General features: G+C 66.7%; 18 protein-coding genes. 11 read left to right on the top strand and 7 right to left on the bottom strand.

Annotated elements, in window-relative coordinates:
• Window positions 1-74: 74 nt before the first annotated feature.
• The 4 genes from AC1DFE_RS00385 to AC1DFE_RS00400 form a co-directional block, all read right to left on the bottom strand.
• Entirely contained in the window at window positions 75-1,091 is a 1,017-nt protein-coding gene (locus AC1DFE_RS00385; protein WP_476903954.1) for a TadE/TadG family type IV pilus assembly protein, read from the bottom strand.
• Window positions 1,079-1,483: a TadE/TadG family type IV pilus assembly protein gene (locus tag AC1DFE_RS00390; protein WP_476903955.1), complete on the bottom strand. Its 405-nt coding sequence runs from the start codon at window positions 1,481-1,483 to the stop codon at window positions 1,079-1,081. The genes AC1DFE_RS00385 and AC1DFE_RS00390 overlap by 13 nt, the downstream gene beginning before the upstream one ends.
• A 91-nt stretch (window positions 1,484-1,574) precedes the next feature.
• Window positions 1,575-1,790 (bottom strand): Flp family type IVb pilin, encoded by a 216-nt coding sequence (locus tag AC1DFE_RS00395; protein ID WP_476903956.1) that lies wholly within the window; start codon window positions 1,788-1,790, stop codon window positions 1,575-1,577.
• Between the two features lie 269 nt (window positions 1,791-2,059).
• Entirely contained in the window at window positions 2,060-2,725 is a 666-nt protein-coding gene (locus AC1DFE_RS00400) for a prepilin peptidase (protein ID WP_476903957.1), read from the bottom strand.
• Window positions 2,726-3,030: 305 nt separating this feature from the next.
• Here AC1DFE_RS00400 and rplM point away from each other — a divergent pair, with 305 nt between their 5' ends.
• From rplM to glmM, 3 genes are all read left to right on the top strand, one after another.
• Window positions 3,031-3,474 (top strand): 50S ribosomal protein L13, encoded by a 444-nt coding sequence (rplM, locus tag AC1DFE_RS00405; protein ID WP_476903958.1) that lies wholly within the window; start codon window positions 3,031-3,033, stop codon window positions 3,472-3,474.
• A gap of 36 nt (window positions 3,475-3,510) precedes the next feature.
• Window positions 3,511-4,017: a 30S ribosomal protein S9 gene (gene rpsI, locus AC1DFE_RS00410; protein WP_476903959.1), complete on the top strand. Its 507-nt coding sequence runs from the start codon at window positions 3,511-3,513 to the stop codon at window positions 4,015-4,017.
• 186 nt (window positions 4,018-4,203) lie between these two features.
• The gene (glmM, locus tag AC1DFE_RS00415) at window positions 4,204-5,565 is read left to right on the top strand and encodes a phosphoglucosamine mutase (RefSeq protein WP_476903960.1); all 1,362 of its coding nucleotides are present in this window, start codon (window positions 4,204-4,206) and stop codon (window positions 5,563-5,565) included.
• Window positions 5,566-5,671: 106 nt separating this feature from the next.
• Here the strand turns inward: glmM and mscL are convergent, their stop codons facing one another.
• Together mscL and AC1DFE_RS00425 are read right to left on the bottom strand one after the other, a co-directional pair.
• Window positions 5,672-6,079: a large conductance mechanosensitive channel protein MscL gene (gene mscL, locus AC1DFE_RS00420; protein WP_476903961.1), complete on the bottom strand. Its 408-nt coding sequence runs from the start codon at window positions 6,077-6,079 to the stop codon at window positions 5,672-5,674.
• 86 nt (window positions 6,080-6,165) lie between these two features.
• Window positions 6,166-6,735, bottom strand: a complete 570-nt coding sequence (locus AC1DFE_RS00425) for a M15 family metallopeptidase (RefSeq protein ID WP_476903962.1) — start codon at window positions 6,733-6,735, stop codon at window positions 6,166-6,168.
• Here AC1DFE_RS00425 and AC1DFE_RS00430 point away from each other — a divergent pair.
• Entirely contained in the window at window positions 6,725-7,132 is a 408-nt protein-coding gene (locus AC1DFE_RS00430; protein ID WP_476903963.1) for a hypothetical protein, read from the top strand. The genes AC1DFE_RS00425 and AC1DFE_RS00430 overlap by 11 nt on opposite strands.
• A 13-nt stretch (window positions 7,133-7,145) precedes the next feature.
• On the opposite strand, the gene coaA is transcribed toward AC1DFE_RS00430, so the two are convergent.
• Window positions 7,146-8,111 carry a type I pantothenate kinase gene (gene coaA / locus AC1DFE_RS00435; RefSeq protein WP_476903964.1) on the bottom strand — a complete coding sequence of 322 codons (966 nt, stop codon included), beginning with the start codon at window positions 8,109-8,111 and terminating at the stop codon, window positions 7,146-7,148.
• Between the two features lie 147 nt (window positions 8,112-8,258).
• Between coaA and AC1DFE_RS00440 the strand changes: the two genes are divergently transcribed.
• The 7 genes from AC1DFE_RS00440 (at window position 8,259) to treZ (ending at window position 19,597) form a co-directional block, all read left to right on the top strand.
• On the top strand, window positions 8,259-8,882 hold the full coding sequence (locus AC1DFE_RS00440) for a signal peptidase I (RefSeq protein WP_476903965.1): 624 nt from the start codon (window positions 8,259-8,261) through the stop codon (window positions 8,880-8,882).
• A gap of 194 nt (window positions 8,883-9,076) precedes the next feature.
• A complete protein-coding gene (gene glmS, locus AC1DFE_RS00445) occupies window positions 9,077-10,969 on the top strand; it encodes a glutamine--fructose-6-phosphate transaminase (isomerizing) (protein WP_476903966.1) in 1,893 nt (630 codons plus the stop codon).
• Window positions 10,970-10,973: 4 nt separating this feature from the next.
• Entirely contained in the window at window positions 10,974-11,321 is a 348-nt protein-coding gene (locus AC1DFE_RS00450) for a holo-ACP synthase (protein WP_066277757.1), read from the top strand.
• A 19-nt stretch (window positions 11,322-11,340) separates the two neighbouring features.
• Complete coding sequence (locus AC1DFE_RS00455; protein ID WP_476903967.1) at window positions 11,341-12,870, top strand: NAD(P)H-hydrate epimerase; 1,530 nt, start codon at window positions 11,341-11,343, stop codon at window positions 12,868-12,870.
• A gap of 111 nt (window positions 12,871-12,981) precedes the next feature.
• On the top strand, window positions 12,982-15,483 hold the full coding sequence (gene glgX, locus AC1DFE_RS00460; RefSeq protein WP_476903968.1) for a glycogen debranching protein GlgX: 2,502 nt from the start codon (window positions 12,982-12,984) through the stop codon (window positions 15,481-15,483).
• Window positions 15,480-17,792: a malto-oligosyltrehalose synthase gene (gene treY / locus AC1DFE_RS00465; RefSeq protein ID WP_476903969.1), complete on the top strand. Its 2,313-nt coding sequence runs from the start codon at window positions 15,480-15,482 to the stop codon at window positions 17,790-17,792. The genes glgX and treY overlap by 4 nt, the downstream gene beginning before the upstream one ends.
• Window positions 17,789-19,597, top strand: a complete 1,809-nt coding sequence (gene treZ, locus AC1DFE_RS00470; RefSeq protein WP_476903970.1) for a malto-oligosyltrehalose trehalohydrolase — start codon at window positions 17,789-17,791, stop codon at window positions 19,595-19,597. The genes treY and treZ overlap by 4 nt, the downstream gene beginning before the upstream one ends.
• Window positions 19,598-19,691: the final 94 nt, after the last annotated feature.

The raw sequence follows: 19,691 nt of genomic DNA on the forward strand, positions 1-19,691 counted from the left end.
CCGATAATTGCCACCAATAGCGCAGCAATTCCTCCCAAAAGGCGGGTTTTCATTGTATCCCCCTAGCTGAGTGATTAGTTGATGAGGCGAATGTAGACGGTTCCAAGGTCGTCTCCGCTGCCAGAATTTCCTTCGAATGCATCAATGGACTCGAATTTTTTGAATTTGCCGATGATGCCCCGGCAGGGATCCACGCAGGCAGTCGCCGGAGTGGGGGAATTGTTGTAGGTGCGCGGGCCGCTGGAACCTCCGCCAAACTTCCAGCCCACCATTTGAAAAGTGGCGTACCCGCGGATGTGGAACCAGCCGTTGCCCTTGTCCTTGCCGGCGTTGTCGTACACCGGAAAGACGCCGAGTACTTCGTCGCCGGCCTGTATGGTGTTGATCCAGCCCTGGAGGACCGAATCGCAGTTCTGGCCAGGTTTGTTGGGGTAATCGGCGCCGGGATCGTAGGCTGCGTTGTCGTCTGTGTCGGTGGTCGCCCGGCACTGGCCCCCGTTCTGGTTCAGCCAGCCGAATCCGCCGGGGATGACATGCCCGGACGTTGAGCTGCAGTTGGCCATACCGGGCTTGTAGCGGATCTGCTGGAGGACGCCCGTTGCCACGGCATCGCTGAGGTCGTATTGGCATTCGGAGAGTGCCAAGGGGAACCCTGCGCCAGCCCCAGGAACCTCGATGGACGCGGTGGCGTGAGCGCCCACGCTGACTGCCGGTGCGTTCAGCACGCTGGCGAACAGTTTGGCCAGCACGCTGCTGCTGCCGTTTTTCGTGGTGGTCCGTACCGTCACTTGGTCCGGTACAGAAAGGTCCACGTCGGAGACGTTCGCGTCGCCGTCGTTGGCGTTTCCGTTTGCCAAGGCATTTGCAAACGCCTGGGCCTGCGCCTGCGTGCAGCCCGTTTTGTGGCACGCCTGGGCAACGCCAAGCGCGCCTGCGTCGGCGCCGTTCTGGAGCTGCGCCCGTTCGGAGTAGATCTGGCCCACATCCACAGCGAGTGCGCCGGCGCCGATGATCGCGAGCATCATGACCGCCACCAGAACGCCCGCCGCACCACGCTCGGCGTCACGCTTGCGGGATCTTAGCCTTCGCATCGCATGGCTCCCGTTCCGGTGACCGTGACGGTGCTGCCGAACATCCCTGTGAGAGTGGCGGCGGGGTAGGTGATGGTGACCGTCATGTTTTGCCCGGCGGTGCAGCTCCCGGGGGAGAAGGCATACTGAAAATCGGCGCCGTTCAATCCGGGCGCGCCGGCGGCCGCGGCAGTTGCTGCCGCTGCCTGGTCGTCCTCGATCGCCATCGACCGGGCAGCTTCCCGGGCAGCCTGGGCGACCGAAATCTGCAGGTTGTAGGCGTGCGAGAACTCAACAATGCCTGCCACCAGCGCCAGGAGGATGGGTGCAACCAGAGCGAACTCGACGGCAGCTGCGCCGCGCTCTGTCCGGGCGCCCGCCCGCCTGGTGGAGCGTGAACTTCTGCGTTTCACTGGACCCTCCGCGATTAGGGACAGCTGAATGGGGGACGGTGCGCCGCGCCCACGTCACGTGAGCGCGGCACGTTGAACAACGCGGGTGGAACTAGGGGGTTGTGTTGGCCCAACCGCCGACCGTCTGTCCCAATGTGGTGAACCAGCCGCCGAGGGCACCGCCGAATGCTGACACGCCGCCAATGATCAGGAAGGCGATGAAGGCCACGAGCAGCGAGTACTCGGTTGCGGTGGCGCCTTTTTCCGATTCCAGCCGGTCCTTGATTCCGGAAACGAAGGCAAGAACGGAGACCATGAGAGTAGTCATTGTATTTTCCTTAAGTTCGATGGAATAAATGCTTCGAATTCCAGCCGCCCCCATACCGCGAAAGGGCTGGCGCTTCGATAGCTAAAGAATCCACCTGAACCAGGGCGGCAACAATGCGTAGTTCTACCCGACTTTTAGGAAAGTCGGATAAGTAGCGGCACCAGCGGTGTACGCAGATTCCGACAATGCCCTTGTGGCGCTACTTGTTTGATCAAGAAAGCATCAAGGAACTCGCCGCTTGTTTCAGCGTTTCAGCGGAAATTCCACTTTCAGGATGCCAGTAAAACCGTGCCCAAGGCAGCGGCCAGCATCGAGGGGCCAAAAGCGACTTCCGAACGCAAATTGGCGCGATTTAGCCTAATCAAAACGACGGATAAAATCCCGCCCACCACGAAGCCGAGTGCCCCGCCGTAGAACAAGTGGCTCCAGCCCAAGTAACCCAGGTACAGGCCCACCGGCGCGGCCAGCTTGACATCCCCCATGCCGATGCCGTTTGGCGAAATCAGCGCCAGAATCAGGAAAATGATGAACAGTATTGCGGCGCCCGCCGCCGCACGGAGCAGCTCGCCCCAGTCCGCCGTGGCGGTGCTGCTAAGCAAGAGGAGTGCAAGCCCGGCAATTAGCAGCGTGAGCACCAGGGGATTCGGCAGCAAATGATGGGCCAGGTCGATGCGTGCCAGCTGCACCCCCAGGGTGGCCAGCAGCAGAAAGGCCGGCAGGGACCAGTCCAACCCGAACCGCAGCGCAAGCGCGGCGCAGAGCGCGCCGGTGAGCGCCGCCGTCGTGATTCTTGTCCGTGCGCCCGGCAAGCTGCCAAGGCGGGGGAGAGCGCGGGAGATGAGGTGTTCAGCCAGCAGGCTCAGTAGAATGCCAAGGAGTCCCAAGGCCACTGCAAAAAGCGGCCAGGCGTTGGCGGCGATACCTGCTGAAGACACGTGGACTCCTGGATGGAAGGGCCCGGCGCTGGCGCGGGACTGTATGGCCCCCGCCACCGGATACCCCATTTTGACCCTGGCGCCCGGTTCACGCTATTCTTGGTAGTCGTTGTGCGTGTCCTTTCTCGATGATGCGTGCCCGCGTGGGGATCCAGTTGCAGGATCAATACTCACCGGGCATATTCGGGACTAGGGGATAACTGGTCCATAGAGCCCTCACCTCTGTTCCGGTCGCGCATAGATAGTAGGCGCACCCCGCGTGACGCCTAAAACAAGAACGCCAGAACAAGAACGAGGCAAACACCGTGCGTACGTACACCCCGAAGCCCGGCGATATCAACCGCCAGTGGCACGTCATTGACGCCACCGACGTTGTCCTGGGTCGTCTTGCCAGCCAGACCGCAACACTGCTGCGCGGAAAGCACAAGCCGACCTTTGCGTCCCACATGGACATGGGCGACTTCGTCATCATCATCAACGCTGAAAAGGTTGCCCTCACCGGCGCCAAGCTGGAGCAGAAGCGCGCATACCGCCACTCCGGCTTCCCGGGCGGCCTGACCTCCGTCAACTACGCGGAACTGCTTGAGACCAACCCGGTCCGCGCCGTTGAGAAGGCCATCAAGGGCATGCTCCCCAAGAACTCCCTCGCTGCCCAGCAGCTGGGCAAGCTGAAGGTCTACCGTGGAGCCGAGCACCCCCACGCAGCCCAGCAGCCCAAGACTTTCGAAATTACCCAGGTCGCCCAGTAGTCCTGGCCACCAACACTTTTATCTACAAGGAGAACCGTGGCTCAGAACGATGAACTGACCACCGAAGCCGTTGAGGCTGAGGAAAACCTGACCAGCTACACCTCGGAAAGCAGCGCTACCGAAGCTGCTCCGAAGAAGGAGCGCCCGGCACTGACCGTTGCCGGCGCAGCTGTTGGCCGCCGCAAGGAAGCCGTTGCACGCGTTCGCGTTGTGCCGGGCTCCGGCAAGTGGACCATCAACGGCCGCGAGCTGGATAACTACTTCCCGAACAAGCTGCACCAGCAGGACGTCAACGAGCCCTTCAAGATCCTGGATCTCGAAGGCGCCTACGACGTCATCGCCCGCATCCACGGCGGTGGCCCCTCCGGCCAGGCCGGTGCACTGCGCCTCGGCATCGCCCGTTCGCTGAACGAGATCGACGTCGAGAACAACCGCGCCACCCTGAAGAAGGCCGGCTACCTCACCCGTGACGCCCGCGTCATCGAGCGTAAGAAGGCCGGTCTCAAGAAGGCACGCAAGGCTCAGCAGTACTCCAAGCGCTAAATCCGCTTGCGAAGCGCCGTCAGGCGCTTCACAGAAGCCCGTTCCGCCATTTGGCGGGGCGGGCTTCTGCCGTTAAGTCCGGTTACGCCACTGGCAACGCGGTGAGCTGGGGAAACGTCCGCCCCGCCCGTCGCGGACGCCGTGCCGGGCGGGGACGGGCACCTGAATCGTCTAAACTTGGACGCGATGTCTACATTATTTGGAACAGACGGTGTCCGGGGCCTGGCGAACGGCCTGCTGACTGCCGAGCTCGCAATGCAGCTGGCCCAGGCCGCCGCCGTGGTGCTTGGCCATGAACGCACCGGCGAAGGTGCGCGGCCGCGTGCCGTGGTGGCGAGGGATCCCCGCGCAAGCGGCGAGTTCATCGCCGCCGCCGTGGAGGCAGGGCTTTCCAGCTCCGGGATCGACGTCTACGACGCCGGCGTGCTGCCCACCCCCGCCGCCGCCTACCTCGTGGCAGACCTGAAGGCCGACTTCGGCGTCATGATCTCTGCCTCGCACAACCCGGCTCCCGATAACGGGATCAAGTTCTTCGCCCGCGGCGGCCAGAAACTCCCCGACGAGGTGGAGGACGCCATCGAGGCCCAGATGGGCAAGGAGCCCTTCCGCCCCGTGGGCGGCGAGGTGGGGCGCATCCAGCGCTTCTCCGACGCCGAGGACCGCTACATCGTCCACCTCCTGGGAACCCTCCCGCACAACCTCCATGGCCTGAAAGTGGTCCTGGACTGCGCGCACGGTGCCGCCAGCGGCTGCTCCCCCCAAGTCTTCAAGGACGCCGGTGCTGACGTCGTGGTCATCGGCGCGGAACCGGACGGCCTCAACATCAACGAGGGGGTGGGCTCCACGCACCTGGGCCCGCTCAAGGCGGCCGTGGTGGACCACGGCGCCGACCTCGGCATTGCCCACGACGGCGACGCCGACCGCTGCCTGGCCGTGGACCACGAGGGCAACGAGGTGGACGGCGACCAGATCATGGCTATCCTTGCTGTCGCCCTCAAGGACGCCGGCAAGCTCACGGACAACGTCCTCGTGGCCACCGTCATGAGCAACCTCGGCCTTAAGATCGCCCTCCGCGACGCCGGCATCGCCATCCGTGAGACGGGTGTGGGGGACCGGTACGTGCTGGAACAAATGCGCGACGGCGGCTACAACCTGGGCGGCGAACAGTCCGGCCACGTGATCCTCGCCGACTACGCCACCACCGGCGACGGCGTGCTGACCGGCCTGCAGCTGGCGGCCCAGGTGGCCCTGACGGGCCGCCCGCTCAAGGAACTCGCCACGATCATGACCAAGCTGCCCCAGGTCCTCATCAACGTGAAGGACGTGGACCGGACACGCGTCAGTGGCGACGAGACCCTGGCCGCAGCCGTGAAGGCAGCCGAAGCCGAGCTGGGCGACACCGGCCGCGTGCTCCTGCGCCCCTCCGGCACGGAGCCCGTTGTGCGTGTCATGGTGGAGGCTGGCGACCAGCAGACCGCCCAGGTCATCGCCGAACGCCTCGCCCAGGTTGTGAAGACCCAGCTGGCCCTGCAGCTCGTCGGCGACTAGATTCGCGTCCCGCAAAGCAAAAGCAGCCCGCCTCCTTCGAAGGAGGCGGGCTGCTCTGTTCCCCGGCTTTGCGGGGCCGGGATTTTGGAACTGGTGTCCGGCGGCCCTACTTGGCGGCCTCGTTCTGGTTCTGCGCCTGCAGGGCGTCGCGGATCTCCTTGAGCAGGGCGATCTGCGGATCCTCTGCCGCTTCCTTCTTCGCGTCCTGCCCGATACCCAGCTTGCGGTTGCGGTGCTCGATCAGCTGGTTCATCGGCGCGACGATGACGAAGTAGAGAGCGGAGGCGACCAGCAGGAAGTTCACCACCGCGGTGAGCAGCACGCCGAACCGCACATCGCCGAACGCCAGGAAGTTGTCAAAATTCGGTTCTCCGACCAGCAGCGAGATCAGCGGCATCAGGACGCTCTTGACCAGTGCATCCACCACGGCGCTGAACGCCGATCCGATGACCACCGCCACGGCCAGGTCGATGACGTTTCCCTTGAGAATGAACTTCTTGAATCCACTAAGCATGCCAACCAAATTACCGCACCCTGATTCCGGGGCTGACCGGCCAACGGCAGGCACGTAACAGCTTGCCATTTAACAGGGCAGCCGCCTCAGCGGTAGTCGGGTGCGGACTCCAGGCCGAAGTACTGCTCCAGGGTGGCGATGCCGCGTGTCCGCATGTCCGATGCCACCTCCACGCCCACGTACCGCAGGTGCCATGACTCGTAGAGGTATCCCGTGATGGCTTGCTGCGTCAACGGGTACCGAACCACGAACCCGAAGCGGTGCGCGTTGGCCTTCGCCCAGACGGCGGCCGGCTGCTCGGCAAAGCACGGCTGGAAGCTGCACGCGCCGCCACCGTCGCCGATGTCGAACGACCAACCTGTCTGGTGCTCGGAATAGCCCGGCCGCGCCGAGGCGTTGTCCGCCGCGGCCCGCCCCTCGGAGCTCACCCAGCCGTTGTACGTGACGATTTGCGTCGCATAGGAACGGTAGCCGCTCGCCAGCGTCATGGTTACCCCGTCCGCCGCCGCCGCGGCGAACATCCGTTCTGCGGCAGCCGCCGTCGTGCTGTTCAGCTGCGACGCCTCGCCGGTGACGGCGAGGGCCACCCGCGGCTGGACCAGATCGGCCGGGACGTAGTCGGCCGGCTTGAGCGGGCTGTGCTTGTTGACGATCACCCAGGGGCTGGCGGGTGCGGTGATTGAGAACTGTTTTGGCAGCCGGGAGGCGGCCGACGGCGGGGCTGCCGCCGCCGTCGTCGTCCCCGTCGCCGTAGCGGAAGGCGCCGTTGCGGACGGACTGGCCGAAGAGGCAGGGGAAGCGGCCGGGGACGCCGGGGCAGAACTGGAGGCGGCGGCGGATCCGGAGGGGGGCGGCGAGGCCTTCCCGGTAGCAGCAGCGGACGCCGCGCCCGAGACGGGCGAACCGGTTGCCGGGGCCCCCGGCTGGGCGGGGCCGGGGGTGCAGGCAGCCAGGGCCGACAGGCCCGCGCCGGCAACCAGCAACCGGGCTACCGCGCGGCGCGTGAGGTGCCGGCCGGACTGGACCTCGGCGGAAGGCCCGGGGGAGCAGTAGTTGCACATGCGTGCTAGACCTTCCTCAGCAGCATCCTGCGGACGGAATGGTCCGCTTCCTTGGTGAGCACAAGCTGCGCCCGCCCCCGCGTGGGCAGCACGTTCTCTTCCAGGTTCGGTTCGTTTATGCGCTTCCAGATGTCGCGGGCCGTCGCTTCAGCCTCGGCGTCGGAAAGCGTGGCATAGCGGTGGAAGTACGACTCCGGCTGCGCGAAGGCGGTGGTACGGAGCTTGCGGAACCGGTCCACATACCATTCCTCGATATGTGACGTCTTGGCATCCACGTAGATGGAAAAGTCGAAGAAGTCACTGAGCGCCAGTCCCTGGCGGCCGTCGTGCCGCGGCCGCGCGGGAGCCAGCACGTTCAGGCCCTCGACAATGAGGACGTCGGGGCGCCGGACCACCACTTCCTTGCCGGGGACGATGTCATAGGTGACGTGCGAATACCAGGGTGCCCGCACCTCCTCGGCGCCGCCCTTGATCTCGCTCACGAAGCGCAGCAGCGCGCGGCGGTCGTACGACTCCGGGAAACCCTTGCGGTCCAGCAGCTGCCGGCGCTTGAGTTCGGCCAGCGGATACAGAAACCCGTCGGTGGTGATGAGCTCGACGTTCGGCGTGCCCGGCCAGCGCCGCAGCATCTCGCGGAGAACACGGGCAATGGTGGACTTGCCCACCGCCACGGAGCCGGCGACGCCAATCACGAAGGGGGTGCGCTGGGTCTGCTCGCCAAGAAACGTGGTGGTGGCCGCATGCAGCTGGCCGGCGGCTTCCACGTACAGGTGCAGCAGCCGGGACAGGGGGAGGTAGACCTCACGCACTTCATCGATGTTTAGAGGGTCACCGAGACCCCGAAGGCGCAGCACGTCCTCTTCATTAAGGGGTTGCTCCATCTGGGCCGAAAGGCGGGACCAGGTCTGCCGGTCCAGCTCCACGAACGGGGAAACACCCTCCCCGTTCGCTTCGTTGCGTTGCAAAGTCACCCTAGAGATTCTGCCCCGACCGGCGCCGAGAGCGAAATGCGGCCATTCTTGAGTGAATCTTGACCCTACGCGTTACCGATTCCTGAGCCTGCCGCGGGACCGTTCAGTGAATAAGGGGAACCGACGCAGAATTTGAAGGGTCTCGACATGGCAAAGGCAGTGACTCCGCAGGCGCCGCAGCGGACGGGCCGTGACTTTGGCGGCAGGCGCGGCGGGGGAGCAGCCACGCGGATCCTCGAGATACGCCGCCGCAAGCGGTCCGCCGCAGCAGGACGCCTGGCCAACTATGCGGTTCTCTTTGTCCTCCTCTTCGCCGCACTTGGACTGGTGGTCATTCCCCAGGCCACCGGGTCCCAGACCTACACGTTGCTCACAAATTCCATGGCACCGACGTATTCCGCCGGCACGTTCCTGGTAGTGAAACCCGCGCCGCTGAGTCAGTTGAAATACGGGGACATGGTCACCTACCAGCCTGCTCCGGGCAACCCCGAGGTCACGACTCACCGGATTGTTGGCTTTGGTGCCACGCAGGCCGGTGAGCGGACGCTGGTCACGAAGGGCGACAACAGCAGTGCCAACGACGCAGAGCCCGTCCGTGCCCGGCAGATTAAGGGGAAGCCCCTTTACGCCATCCCGCTGGTTGGATTCCTCACCAGCGCCCTGGGCGACCCGGACCGCGACCTCTGGGTGATTCTGGCGGTAGCCGGCATCATCGGCCAGTGCATGCTGTTCCTCTTCCTGGGCGTCCGCAGGCGGCGACGGGAAGCATGACGCACCCCCCGCAACGCCTGTAGCGAAAAACGGCGGTGTCCGTTGGCAGATCAGGCGCGATCCTAAAGTGCCTGATGACAGGCCAATTTCGGCCGAATGGCCGTTCCCTGAGTGCCGTAGCGGCGCCGTAGCGGCGTCCGGCGGCGGATGTCATCCGACGTCGGTTCTCCGCAAAGCCAGTTAGGCTTATACCCATGTGTGGAATCGTGGGTTATGTAGGCCGTTCGTCGGGCCGGGCTGATGCCGGGCACGGCGCGTTGGATGTTGTTCTTGAGGGGCTGCGCCGTCTGGAGTACCGGGGTTATGACTCCGCCGGTGTTGCCGTGGTGGCTGACGGGGAGATTTCCTCGCGGAAGAAGTCCGGGAAGCTGAGCAACCTGCTGGCCGAGCTGGAGGAGCGGCCGCTGCCGGAGTCGCTGACCGGCATCGGTCACACGAGGTGGGCCACGCATGGTGGTCCGACGGATCAGAACGCGCACCCGCATCTCTCTGATGGCGGGAAGCTCGCGGTGATCCACAACGGCATCATTGAAAACTTTGCTGAGCTGAAGCAGGAGCTGCTGGCCAAGGGTGTTGTCTTCGCCTCGGAGACGGACACCGAGGTGGCCGCGGCGCTGCTGGGTGACATTTTCCGGAACAAGTTGGGCGGGGACGTCTCCGACGGCGGCCTGACCCGGGCGATGGAGCTGGCCTGCCAGCGGCTTGAGGGTGCGTTCACGCTGCTCGCGGTGCACGCTGACCAGCCTGAGGTGGTGGTGGCCGCGCGCCGGAACTCACCGCTGGTGGTGGGCCTGGGCGAGGGCGAGAACTTCCTGGGTTCGGACGTGTCCGGGTTCATTGACTACACCCGCCGTGCGGTGGAGCTGGGCCAGGACCAGATCGTGACGATCACGGCGGACTCGGTGGAGATCACGGACTTCTTCGGCGCCCCGGCAGAGGGCAAGGAATACCACGTTGACTGGGACCCGGCCTCTGCTGAGAAGGGCGGCTTCGCATCGTTCATGGAGAAGGAAATCCATGACCAGCCCGACGCCGTGTCCCAGACGCTGCTGGGGCGTTCGGACCTGAATGGCCGGCTGACCCTGGATGAGCTGCGCATTGATCCGGCGCTGCTGAAGAAGGTCGACAAGATCATCGTGCTGGCCTGCGGCACGGCCGCGTACGCGGGCCTGGTGGCCAAGTACGCGATCGAGAACTGGTGCCGGATCCCCACCGAGGTGGAGCTCGCCCACGAGTTCCGTTACCGCGACCCGATCGTGACGGAGAACACCCTGGTGGTCTCCATCAGCCAGTCCGGCGAGACCATGGACACGCTGATGGCCGTGCGCTACGCCCGCGAGCAGGGTGCCAAGACGGTGTCGATCTGCAACACCAACGGCTCGACCATTCCGCGTGAGTCCGACGCCGTGCTGTACACGCACGCCGGTCCGGAGATCGCGGTGGCCTCCACCAAGGCGTTCCTGGCTCAGATCACCGCGGCGTACCTGCTGGGGCTGTACCTGGCGCAGCTGCGCGGGAACATCTTCTCCGGGCAGGTCAAGGACGTGCTGGCTGACCTGGGCAAGATCCCGGCGAAGATCCAGAAGATCCTGGACTCGGCCGAGGAACTGCGCGAGCTGGCCCGAAGCATGAAAGACGAGAAGTCCGTGCTGTTCCTGGGACGCCACGTGGGCTACCCGGTGGCGCTCGAGGGCGCTTTGAAGCTGAAGGAAATCGCGTACATCCACGCCGAGGGCTTCGCCGCCGGTGAGCTCAAGCACGGCCCGATCGCGCTGATCGACGAGGGCCAGCCGGTGTTCGTGGTGGTCCCGTCCCCGCGCGGCCGCGACTCGCTGCACTCCAAGGTGGTGTCCAACATCCAGGAGATCCGGGCCCGCGGTGCCCGTACCCTGGTGATCGCCGAGGAAGGCGACGAAGCGGTCCGGGACTACGCCGAGCACGTCTTCTACGTCCCGGAAACCCCGACGCTGCTCATGCCGCTGCTGACCACCGTGCCGCTGCAGATCTTCGCGTGCGAACTTGCCGCCGCCAAGGGCTACGACGTGGACCAGCCGCGCAACCTGGCCAAAAGCGTCACAGTAGAGTAAGCCCATGATTGTTGGCATCGGGGTGGACGTAGTGGACATCGAGCGTTTCGGACGGCAGCTGGAGCGCACCCCCGGACTCCGGGACAGGCTGTTTGTGCCGGCCGAACGGGAACTGAACACCCGCTCCCTGGCGGCGCGGTTTGCCGCTAAGGAAGCCGTGGCCAAGGTCCTGGGCGCGCCGGCCGGCATGAACTGGCAGGACTGCTGGATCGGGCTGGACCAGAACGGCCCCACCGTCCAGGTCAAGGGAACCGTGCTCGCCGTTGCCGAGGCCAAGGGCGTCAAACGCTGGCACCTGTCCATGAGCCACGACGGCGGCATCGCCACGGCCACCGTCCTGGCCGAGGGCTGACCCCGGACGGACTGACCACATGATCAGCGCCTATACCGGAACCCAGATCAGGGAGGCTGAAAAGCCCCTGCTGGATTCCGGTATGGGCGCTGTTCTCATGCAGCGGGCGGCCCGCGGCATGGCTGGCGCCGCCATCGCTGAGCTGCGCAGCCGCGGACGCCGCCCGTACGGCTCCAGCGTTGCCGTCCTGGCCGGCAAGGGCAACAACGGCGGCGACGGCCTCTTCGCCGCCGCGCACCTCGCCGGACGGGGAATGCGGACGACGGCGGTCCTCGCCTCCGACACGGCCCACCCCGACGGCCTGGCGGCCTTTCGGCGCGCCGGCGGCCGGGTACTCACACTGACTGACGCGAACGCCGGCGATCTGGCAGCGCTGGCCGGCAGGGCCGACGTCGTTATTGACGCTCTGCTGGGAACCGGCGCCCAGGGCGGACTCAGGGGAGCGTCGGCGGAACTTGTGTCGCAGCTTGCCGGCGGGACCCACGGCCTCGTGGTGGCGTGCGACGTGCCCAGCGGCGTGGACGCGGACACCGGCGAGGCCGCCGGACCCGTGCTGCCTGCGGACATCACCGTCACGTTCGGCGGGGCCAAGGCGGGCCTGCTGACGGATCCCGGTGCGGACTTCGCCGGCCGGGTCCTGGTGGTCCCGATCGGGATCGAGGACTCGCTCCCGTGGCCGGCCCTGCGGCGCCTGGAGGCCGCCGACCTGGCAGCCTTGCTCCCGCGGCCCGCGCGGCGGGCCCACAAATATTCGCGGGGCGTCCTCGGCGTGGTTGCCGGATCCCCGGCCTACCCCGGCGCCGCCGTGCTCGCCTGCCGCGGGGCGCTTGCTGCCGGTGTCGGGATGGTCCGCTATGTCGGGCCGCCGGAGGTTGCCGACCTCATCCGCCACAGCTGCCCCGAGGTGGTCTGCAGTACCGGCACAGTGGCAGAGACCCACGTCCAGGCCTGGCTGGTGGGCTCCGGGATGGACGGATCGGACCAGCAGGAGATGCAGCGTGTCCGCGACGCCGTGGACTCGGGCCTGCCCACCGTGGCCGACGCCGGCGCCCTGCACGTGCTGCCCGACGTGCTGGCCCCGCAGGTGGTGCTGACGCCGCATGCCGGGGAGTTGGCTACCCTGCTTCAGCGCCTCGGCGCAGACTTGGACCGCGCGGCCGTCGAGGGCTCCACGCTCGCCGCCGTGCGCCGCGCAGCAGGCCTGACGGAGGCCACGGTGCTGCTGAAAGGGGCCAGCACGCTGGTGGCCTCGCCTTACCAGGATTTCTACAGCCAGTCCGAGGGCACACCCTGGCTGGCCACCGCCGGAAGCGGCGATGTGCTGGCCGGAATCATTGGTGCGCTGCTCGCCCAGGTGGGGTCCGACGTCGGACGCTTCCGGGCGATGGGCATCGATCCAGACGAACGCTGGGCGGCAATTGCCGCCATGGGAGCGAGCCTGCACGGCCTGGCCGGAGCAGCAGCCGCGGCCGGCGGCCCGCTGACGGCGGGGCGGATTGGCGACGCCCTACCCGAAATATGGGGTAAAGTCAGCACGCTTAGTAATTAGCGTGTGGGTCACGTAATAGTCACACCCACCCGCTACGGTAAGACCAAGTTCCGTGCAGGTCGTGCGTGAAGGCCTGCCGGACGCAGTGTTGGACGAGGTATAGGAGCACGAATGGAAATCTGGCCCGGATCGGCTTACCCGCTGGGAGCCACGTTTGACGGTACTGGAACCAACTTCGCATTGTTCAGCGAGCACGCCGAAAAGGTGGAACTTTGCCTCTTCGACGACGAGGGCACCGAGACCCGGGTCACGCTCCGAGAGGTCGACGGCTACGTGTGGCACTGCTACCTGCCGCAGATCCAGCCCGGGCTGAAGTACGGTTACCGCGTGCACGGGAGCTATGACCCTGCCAAAGGCCAGCGCTTCAACGCCAACAAGCTGCTACTTGACCCGTACGCCAAGGCAGTTTCAGGCCAGATCGACTGGGACCCCGCCCTGTTCTCGTACAACATGGGTGACCCCTCATCCAGGAACGACGCCGACTCCGCGGCGCACATGATGATGGGCGTGGTCATCAACCCGTTCTTCGACTGGGACAACGACCAGAACCTGCGCATTCCGTACCACAAGTCGGTCATCTACGAGGCGCACGTCAGGGGGCTGACGGAACTCCACCCGGAGATCCCCGAGGAGCAGCGCGGAACGTACGCCGGCGTTGCCCACCCGGCCGTGATCTCGCATCTGCAGAAGCTGGGCGTCACCGCGATCGAACTCATGCCGGTGCACCAGTTCGTCAATGACGGCACGCTGCAGGAGAAGGGGCTCAGCAACTACTGGGGCTACAACACCATCGGTTTCTTCGCGCCCCAGAACACCTACAGCTCCACCGGCGACACCGGCCAGCAGGTCCAGGACTTCAAGGCGATGGTCCGCTCGCTGCACCGGGCCGGCATCGAGGTCATCCTCGACGTCGTCTACAACCACACTGCCGAAGGCAACCACCTCGGGCCCACGCTGAGCTTCAAGGGCATCGACAACGAGGCCTACTACCGCCTGGTGGAGGACGACAAGCAGTACTACATGGACTACACGGGCACCGGCAACACCCTGAACGTCCGCCAGCCGCACTCGCTGCAGCTGCTCATGGACTCGCTGCGGTACTGGGTCACCGAGATGCACGTGGACGGGTTCCGTTTTGACCTCGCCGCCGCTTTGGCCCGCGAGTTTTACGACGTCGACCGGCTCTCTACATTCTTCGAACTCATCCAGCAGGACCCCGTGGTGTCGCAGGTGAAGCTGATCGCGGAGCCGTGGGACGTCGGCCCCGGCGGCTACCAGGTGGGCAACTTCCCGCCGCAGTGGACCGAATGGAACGGCAAATACCGCGACACCGTGCGCGACTTCTGGCGCGGCGAACCCGCCACGCTGGGCGAGTTCGCCTCGCGCATCACCGGATCGGCGGATCTGTACGAGCACTCCGGCCGGCGCCCGGTGGCCTCGATCAACTTCGTCACCGCGCACGACGGCTTCACCCTGCGGGACCTGGTGTCCTACAACGAGAAGCACAACGACGCCAACGGTGAGGACAACAAGGACGGCGAGTCGCACAACCGGTCCTGGAACTGCGGCGCAGAGGGGCCCTCGGACGATCCCAAGGTCCTGGGGCTGCGGGCGCGGCAGCAGCGCAACTTCATCGCCACCATGCTGCTCTCCCAGGGCGTGCCCATGATCCTGCACGGCGACGAGATGGGCCGCACCCAGCAGGGCAACAACAACGGGTATTGCCAGGATTCGGAGCTGACCTGGGTCAACTGGGACAGTGTGGACCAGCCGCTCATCGAATTCACCGCGGCCGTCAACTCGCTGCGCGCCAAGCACCCCACGTTCCGGCGCAGCCGCTTCTTCGACGGCCGGCCCGTCCGGCGTGGCGAAGGCGAGCGGCTGCCGGACATCGTATGGCTGGATCCCGACGGCAACCTCATGTCGCCGGAGGACTGGGACAGCGGCTTCGGCCGGTCCGTTGGCATGTTCCTCAACGGCGACGGCATCCAGGGCCACGATGACCGTGGCCGCCGGATCACGGACGTGAACTTCCTGCTGTACTTCAACGCCCACGACGGCGATGTTGAGTTCACGCTGCCGCCGGACGAGTATGCACCGGCCTGGGACGTCATCATCGACACCGCCGGCGAAGGCGCGGACTCCAAGCCCGCGGATGCCGGAACCATCCTGTCCGTTGCGGCCAAGTCACTCGTGGTGCTGCGTGCCCACAGCGCCCCGCAGGAGGAGCCGGACCACTCCGTGGCCGCCTCGCTCGCGGCACTGACGCAGACCGCCACCACGGAGACCGCGGCGCTCACTGCACCTGCCATTCCCCAGCCGGCCAAGACGAAGAAGCCGGCTGAGGAGCCGGCTCCCGAGCCTACTGCGGACCCGGCTCCCGAGACTGCTGCGGATCCTGCTGTTGAGACTGCTGCGGATCCTGCTGTTGAGCCTGCGGCGGATCCTGCTGTTGAGCCTGCTGCGGAACCGGCCGAGGCCGCGGAGGAGCCGCCGGCAGAAAAGCCGGCGGAGAAACCGGCGGAGAAACCGGCGGAGCAACCGGCACGAAAGCCGGCCGGAAGGCGGAGCGGTCACTTGAAGGCGGTCAAGCCCGCAGGGGAGGACGCATGAGAACGCCAGTCTCCACGTACCGGTTGCAGATCCGGAAGGGATTCACGCTGTTCGACGCGGCCGAAACCGTGCCGTACCTGCACGCGCTCGGCGTCGACTGGGTGTACCTCTCTCCGATTCTGACGGCCGAGCAGGGCTCCGACCACGGTTACGACGTCACCGATCCCTCCGCCGTCGACCCCGAGCGCGGCGGACCGGAGGGCCTGGCGGCCGTTTCCAAGGCCGCCCGCGCCGCCGGGATGGGCGTGCTGATCGACATCGTGCCCAACCACGTCGGCGTTGCCACGCCGGTGCAGAACCCCTGGTGGTGGTCGCTGCTCAAGGAGGGGCGCCAGTCCCGTTACGCTGAAGCGTTCGACGTCGACTGGGACCTCGCCGGGGGGCGCATCCGGCTCCCGGTCCTCGGCAGCGACGACGATCTGGACCAGCTCGAAATCAAGGACGGGGAGCTGCGGTACTACGACCACCGCTTCCCGCTGGCCGACGGCAGCTACACCGAGGGTGACTCCCCGCGTGACGTCCACGCCCGGCAGCACTACGAACTCATAGGCTGGCGGCGCGCGGACAACGAGCTGAACTACCGCCGCTTCTTCGCGGTGAACACGCTCGCCGGCGTCCGGGTGGAGATCCCCGCCGTCTTCGACGAAGCGCATGAGGAAGTGGTGCGCTGGTTCCGTGAGGGCCTCGCGGACGGCCTGCGGATCGACCACCCGGACGGCCTTGCGGATCCCGAGGGGTACCTGAAGCGGCTCCGAAACGTCACCGGCGGCGCCTACCTGCTGATCGAGAAGATCCTCGAGCCGGGGGAACAGCTGCCTGCAAGCTTCGAATGCGAGGGCACCACGGGCTACGACGCCCTCGCCGACGTCGACCGGGTTCTGGTGGACCCGCGCGGCCAGGAACCGCTGGACCGGTTGGACGCTTCACTGCGCGGCGGTGAACCGGCTGACTACGGGGACATGATCCGCGGCACCAAGCGCCGGATCACCGACGGCATCCTCCACTCGGAGATCCTGCGGCTGGCCAGGCTGGTTCCGGCCGACGCCGGGCTCTCGGCCGATGCCGCGGCCGACGCCATAGCCGAGGTCATCGCGACGTTCCCGGTGTACCGCACCTACCTGCCGGAGGGCGCGGAAGTCCTGAAGGAGGCGTGCGAGCTTGCTGCGCGCCGGCGGCCGGAACTCGACCAGGCCATCCAGGTTCTGCAGCCGCTGCTGCTGGACACGGACCTGGAGCTCGCCCGGCGCTTCCAGCAGACCTCGGGAATGGTCATGGCCAAGGGCGTGGAGGACACCGCGTTCTTCCGTTACAACCGCCTGGGCACCCTCACGGAAGTTGGCGCCGACCCCACCGAGTTCTCCATGGAGCCTGACGAGTTCCATGCCCGGATGGCCCGCCGGCAGGCCGAGTTGCCGCTGTCCATGACCACTCTCAGCACGCACGACACCAAACGCAGCGAGGACACCCGGGCGCGGATCTCGGTCATCTCCGAGGTTGCCGGCGAGTGGGAGAAGGCCCTGAACCGGCTGAATGGGCTGGCTCCGCTGCCCGACGGCCCGCTGTCGGCGCTGCTGTGGCAGGCCATCGCCGGCGCCTGGCCCGCCAGCCGGGAACGCCTCCAGTCCTATGCGCTGAAGGCCGCGCGCGAAGCCGGGAACTCGACCAACTGGACCGATCCGGATCCGGCGTTCGAGGAGAAGCTGGCCGCCGCCGTCGACGCCGCGTTCGACAACCCGGCGGTCCGGGCGGAGGTCGAGGCCCTCGTGGAGCTCCTGGAACCGCATGGCGCCTCCAATTCGCTTGGCGCAAAGCTTGTACAGCTGACCATGCCCGGCGTTCCGGATGTGTACCAGGGCACGGAGTTCTGGGACCGGTCGCTGACGGACCCGGACAACCGGCGCCCGTTCAGCTTCGAGGACCGTCGCGCCGCGCTGGCGCAGCTGGACGCGGGCGAGCTGTCCCCGTCCTTTACCGATCAGGCCGCCAAGCTGCTGGTGACCTCGCGCGCGCTGCGGTTGCGGCGCGACCGGCCGGAGCTGTTCACCGGCTACCGCCCGGTCCACGCCAGTGGCTCCGCTGCCGGGCACCTGCTCGCGTTCGACCGCGGCGGAGCCCTCACCCTCGCCACCAGGCTTCCCTACGCGCTGGAACAGTCGGGCGGGTGGCGGGATACCGCCGTCGACCTTGAAACTGCCATGAAAGACGAACTGACCGGTGCCGGCTACGGGCCGGGGACCGTGGAGATCACCGACATCTTCCGGACCTACCCCGTGGCGCTGCTGGTACCCGCGACAGGAGGAGAGTCATGACGCACACAGTCCAGGCAACCTACCCCCGTGAAGCCGCGAAGCCCGTGCAGGGCCCGGAGCGCTTCGACGTCTGGGCGCCCGAAGCTGGATCCGTCACCCTGCTGGCCGGCGGGGAGCGGTACTCCATGCAGCGCCGGTCCGGCACCGCACCTGAGCACGATGGCTGGTGGACCGCAGCCGACGCACCCGCGGATGGCGACGTTGACTACGGCTACCTCCTTGACGGCGATGAAACGCCGCTGCCGGATCCGCGGACCCGGCGCCAGCCCGACGGCGTCCACGCACTGTCCCGCACCTTCGACCCCGCCGCGCACAGCTGGCAGGAGGACGGCTGGCAGGGCAGGGAACTGCAGGGCGCGGTCATTTACGAGCTCCACCTCGGAACGTTCACGCCCGAAGGGACGCTGGATGCGGCCGCCGGCAAGCTGGACTACCTGGCGGGCCTGGGCGTGGACTTCATCGAGCTGCTGCCCGTGAACGCGTTCAATGGCACGCACAACTGGGGCTACGACGGCGTGCAGTGGTTCGCCGTACACGAGGCGTACGGCGGCCCGGAGGCGTACCAGCGGTTCGTGGACGCTGCCCACGCGGCGGGCCTCGGCGTGATCCAGGACGTGGTCTACAACCACCTCGGCCCCAGCGGGAACTACCTGCCGCGGTTCGGGCCCTACCTAAAACAGGGCGAGGGCAACACCTGGGGTGACTCCGTGAACCTGGACGGGCCCGGCTCCGACCATGTGCGCCGGTACATCCTGGACAACCTGGCCATGTGGCTGCGTGACTACCGCGTTGACGGCCTGCGGCTGGACGCCGTGCACGCGCTCAAGGACGAACGGGCCGTCCACATCCTGGAGGACTTCGGGGCGCTGGCAGACCAGATCTCCGCCGAGGTGGGCCGGCCGCTGACGCTCATTGCCGAATCCGACCTCAACAATCCGCGGCTGCTGTATCCGCGGGACGTCAACGGGTACGGGCTGGAAGGGCAGTGGAGCGACGACTTCCACCACGCCGTCCACGTCAACATCACCGGCGAGACCACCGGCTACTACAGCGACTTCGCCTCGCTCGCGTCCCTCGCCAAGGTGCTCCGGGACGGCTTCTTCCACGACGGCAGCTACTCCAGCTTCCGCGGCCGGCACCACGGGAGGCCGATCAATTTTGCGGCGGTCCATCCCGCCGCCCTGGTGGTTTGCTCGCAGAACCACGACCAGATCGGCAACCGGGCCACCGGGGACCGGCTCTCGCAGACCCAGCCGTACGGGAGCCTGGCCCTCGCCGCGGTGCTGACCCTGACCGGCCCCTTCACGCCCATGCTGTTCATGGGCGAGGAGTACGGGGCCACCACGCCCTGGCAGTTCTTCACCTCCCACCCGGAGCCGGAGCTCGGCAAAGCCACCGCGGAAGGTCGGATCAAGGAGTTCGAGCGCATGGGGTGGGATCCCGCCGTCGTGCCCGATCCGCAGGATCCGGAAACCTTCCGGAGGTCCAAGCTGGACTGGGCGGAGGCCTCCACCGGCCACCACGCGCGACTGCTGGAGCTGTACCGTTCGCTGACCGCGCTGCGGCGCTCCACGCCTGACCTCACCAAGCTGGGCTTTGAGGACACGCAGGTGGAGTTCGACGAGGACGCCCGCTGGCTGCGGTTCCGGCGCGGCGGCGTGCAGGTGCTGCTCAACTTCTCCGACCGGCCGGTGAGCCTTGACGGTGCGGGGACGGCCCTGCTGCTGGGCACCGACGACGCCGACCGGCTGGAAGGGCAGCGGGTGGAGCTCGCTCCGCTGAGTGCCGCTGTCGTCAGCGACTGACGGCATTTCCTGACGCACCTTCGGGGCGGCGTCCACTGCACTTTGCCCGGCGGCGTCCACCGCCGGTGACCGGATGGTGGACGCCCGCCCCGCA

It is taken from the genome of Arthrobacter sp. 05T423 (assembly GCF_056396245.1).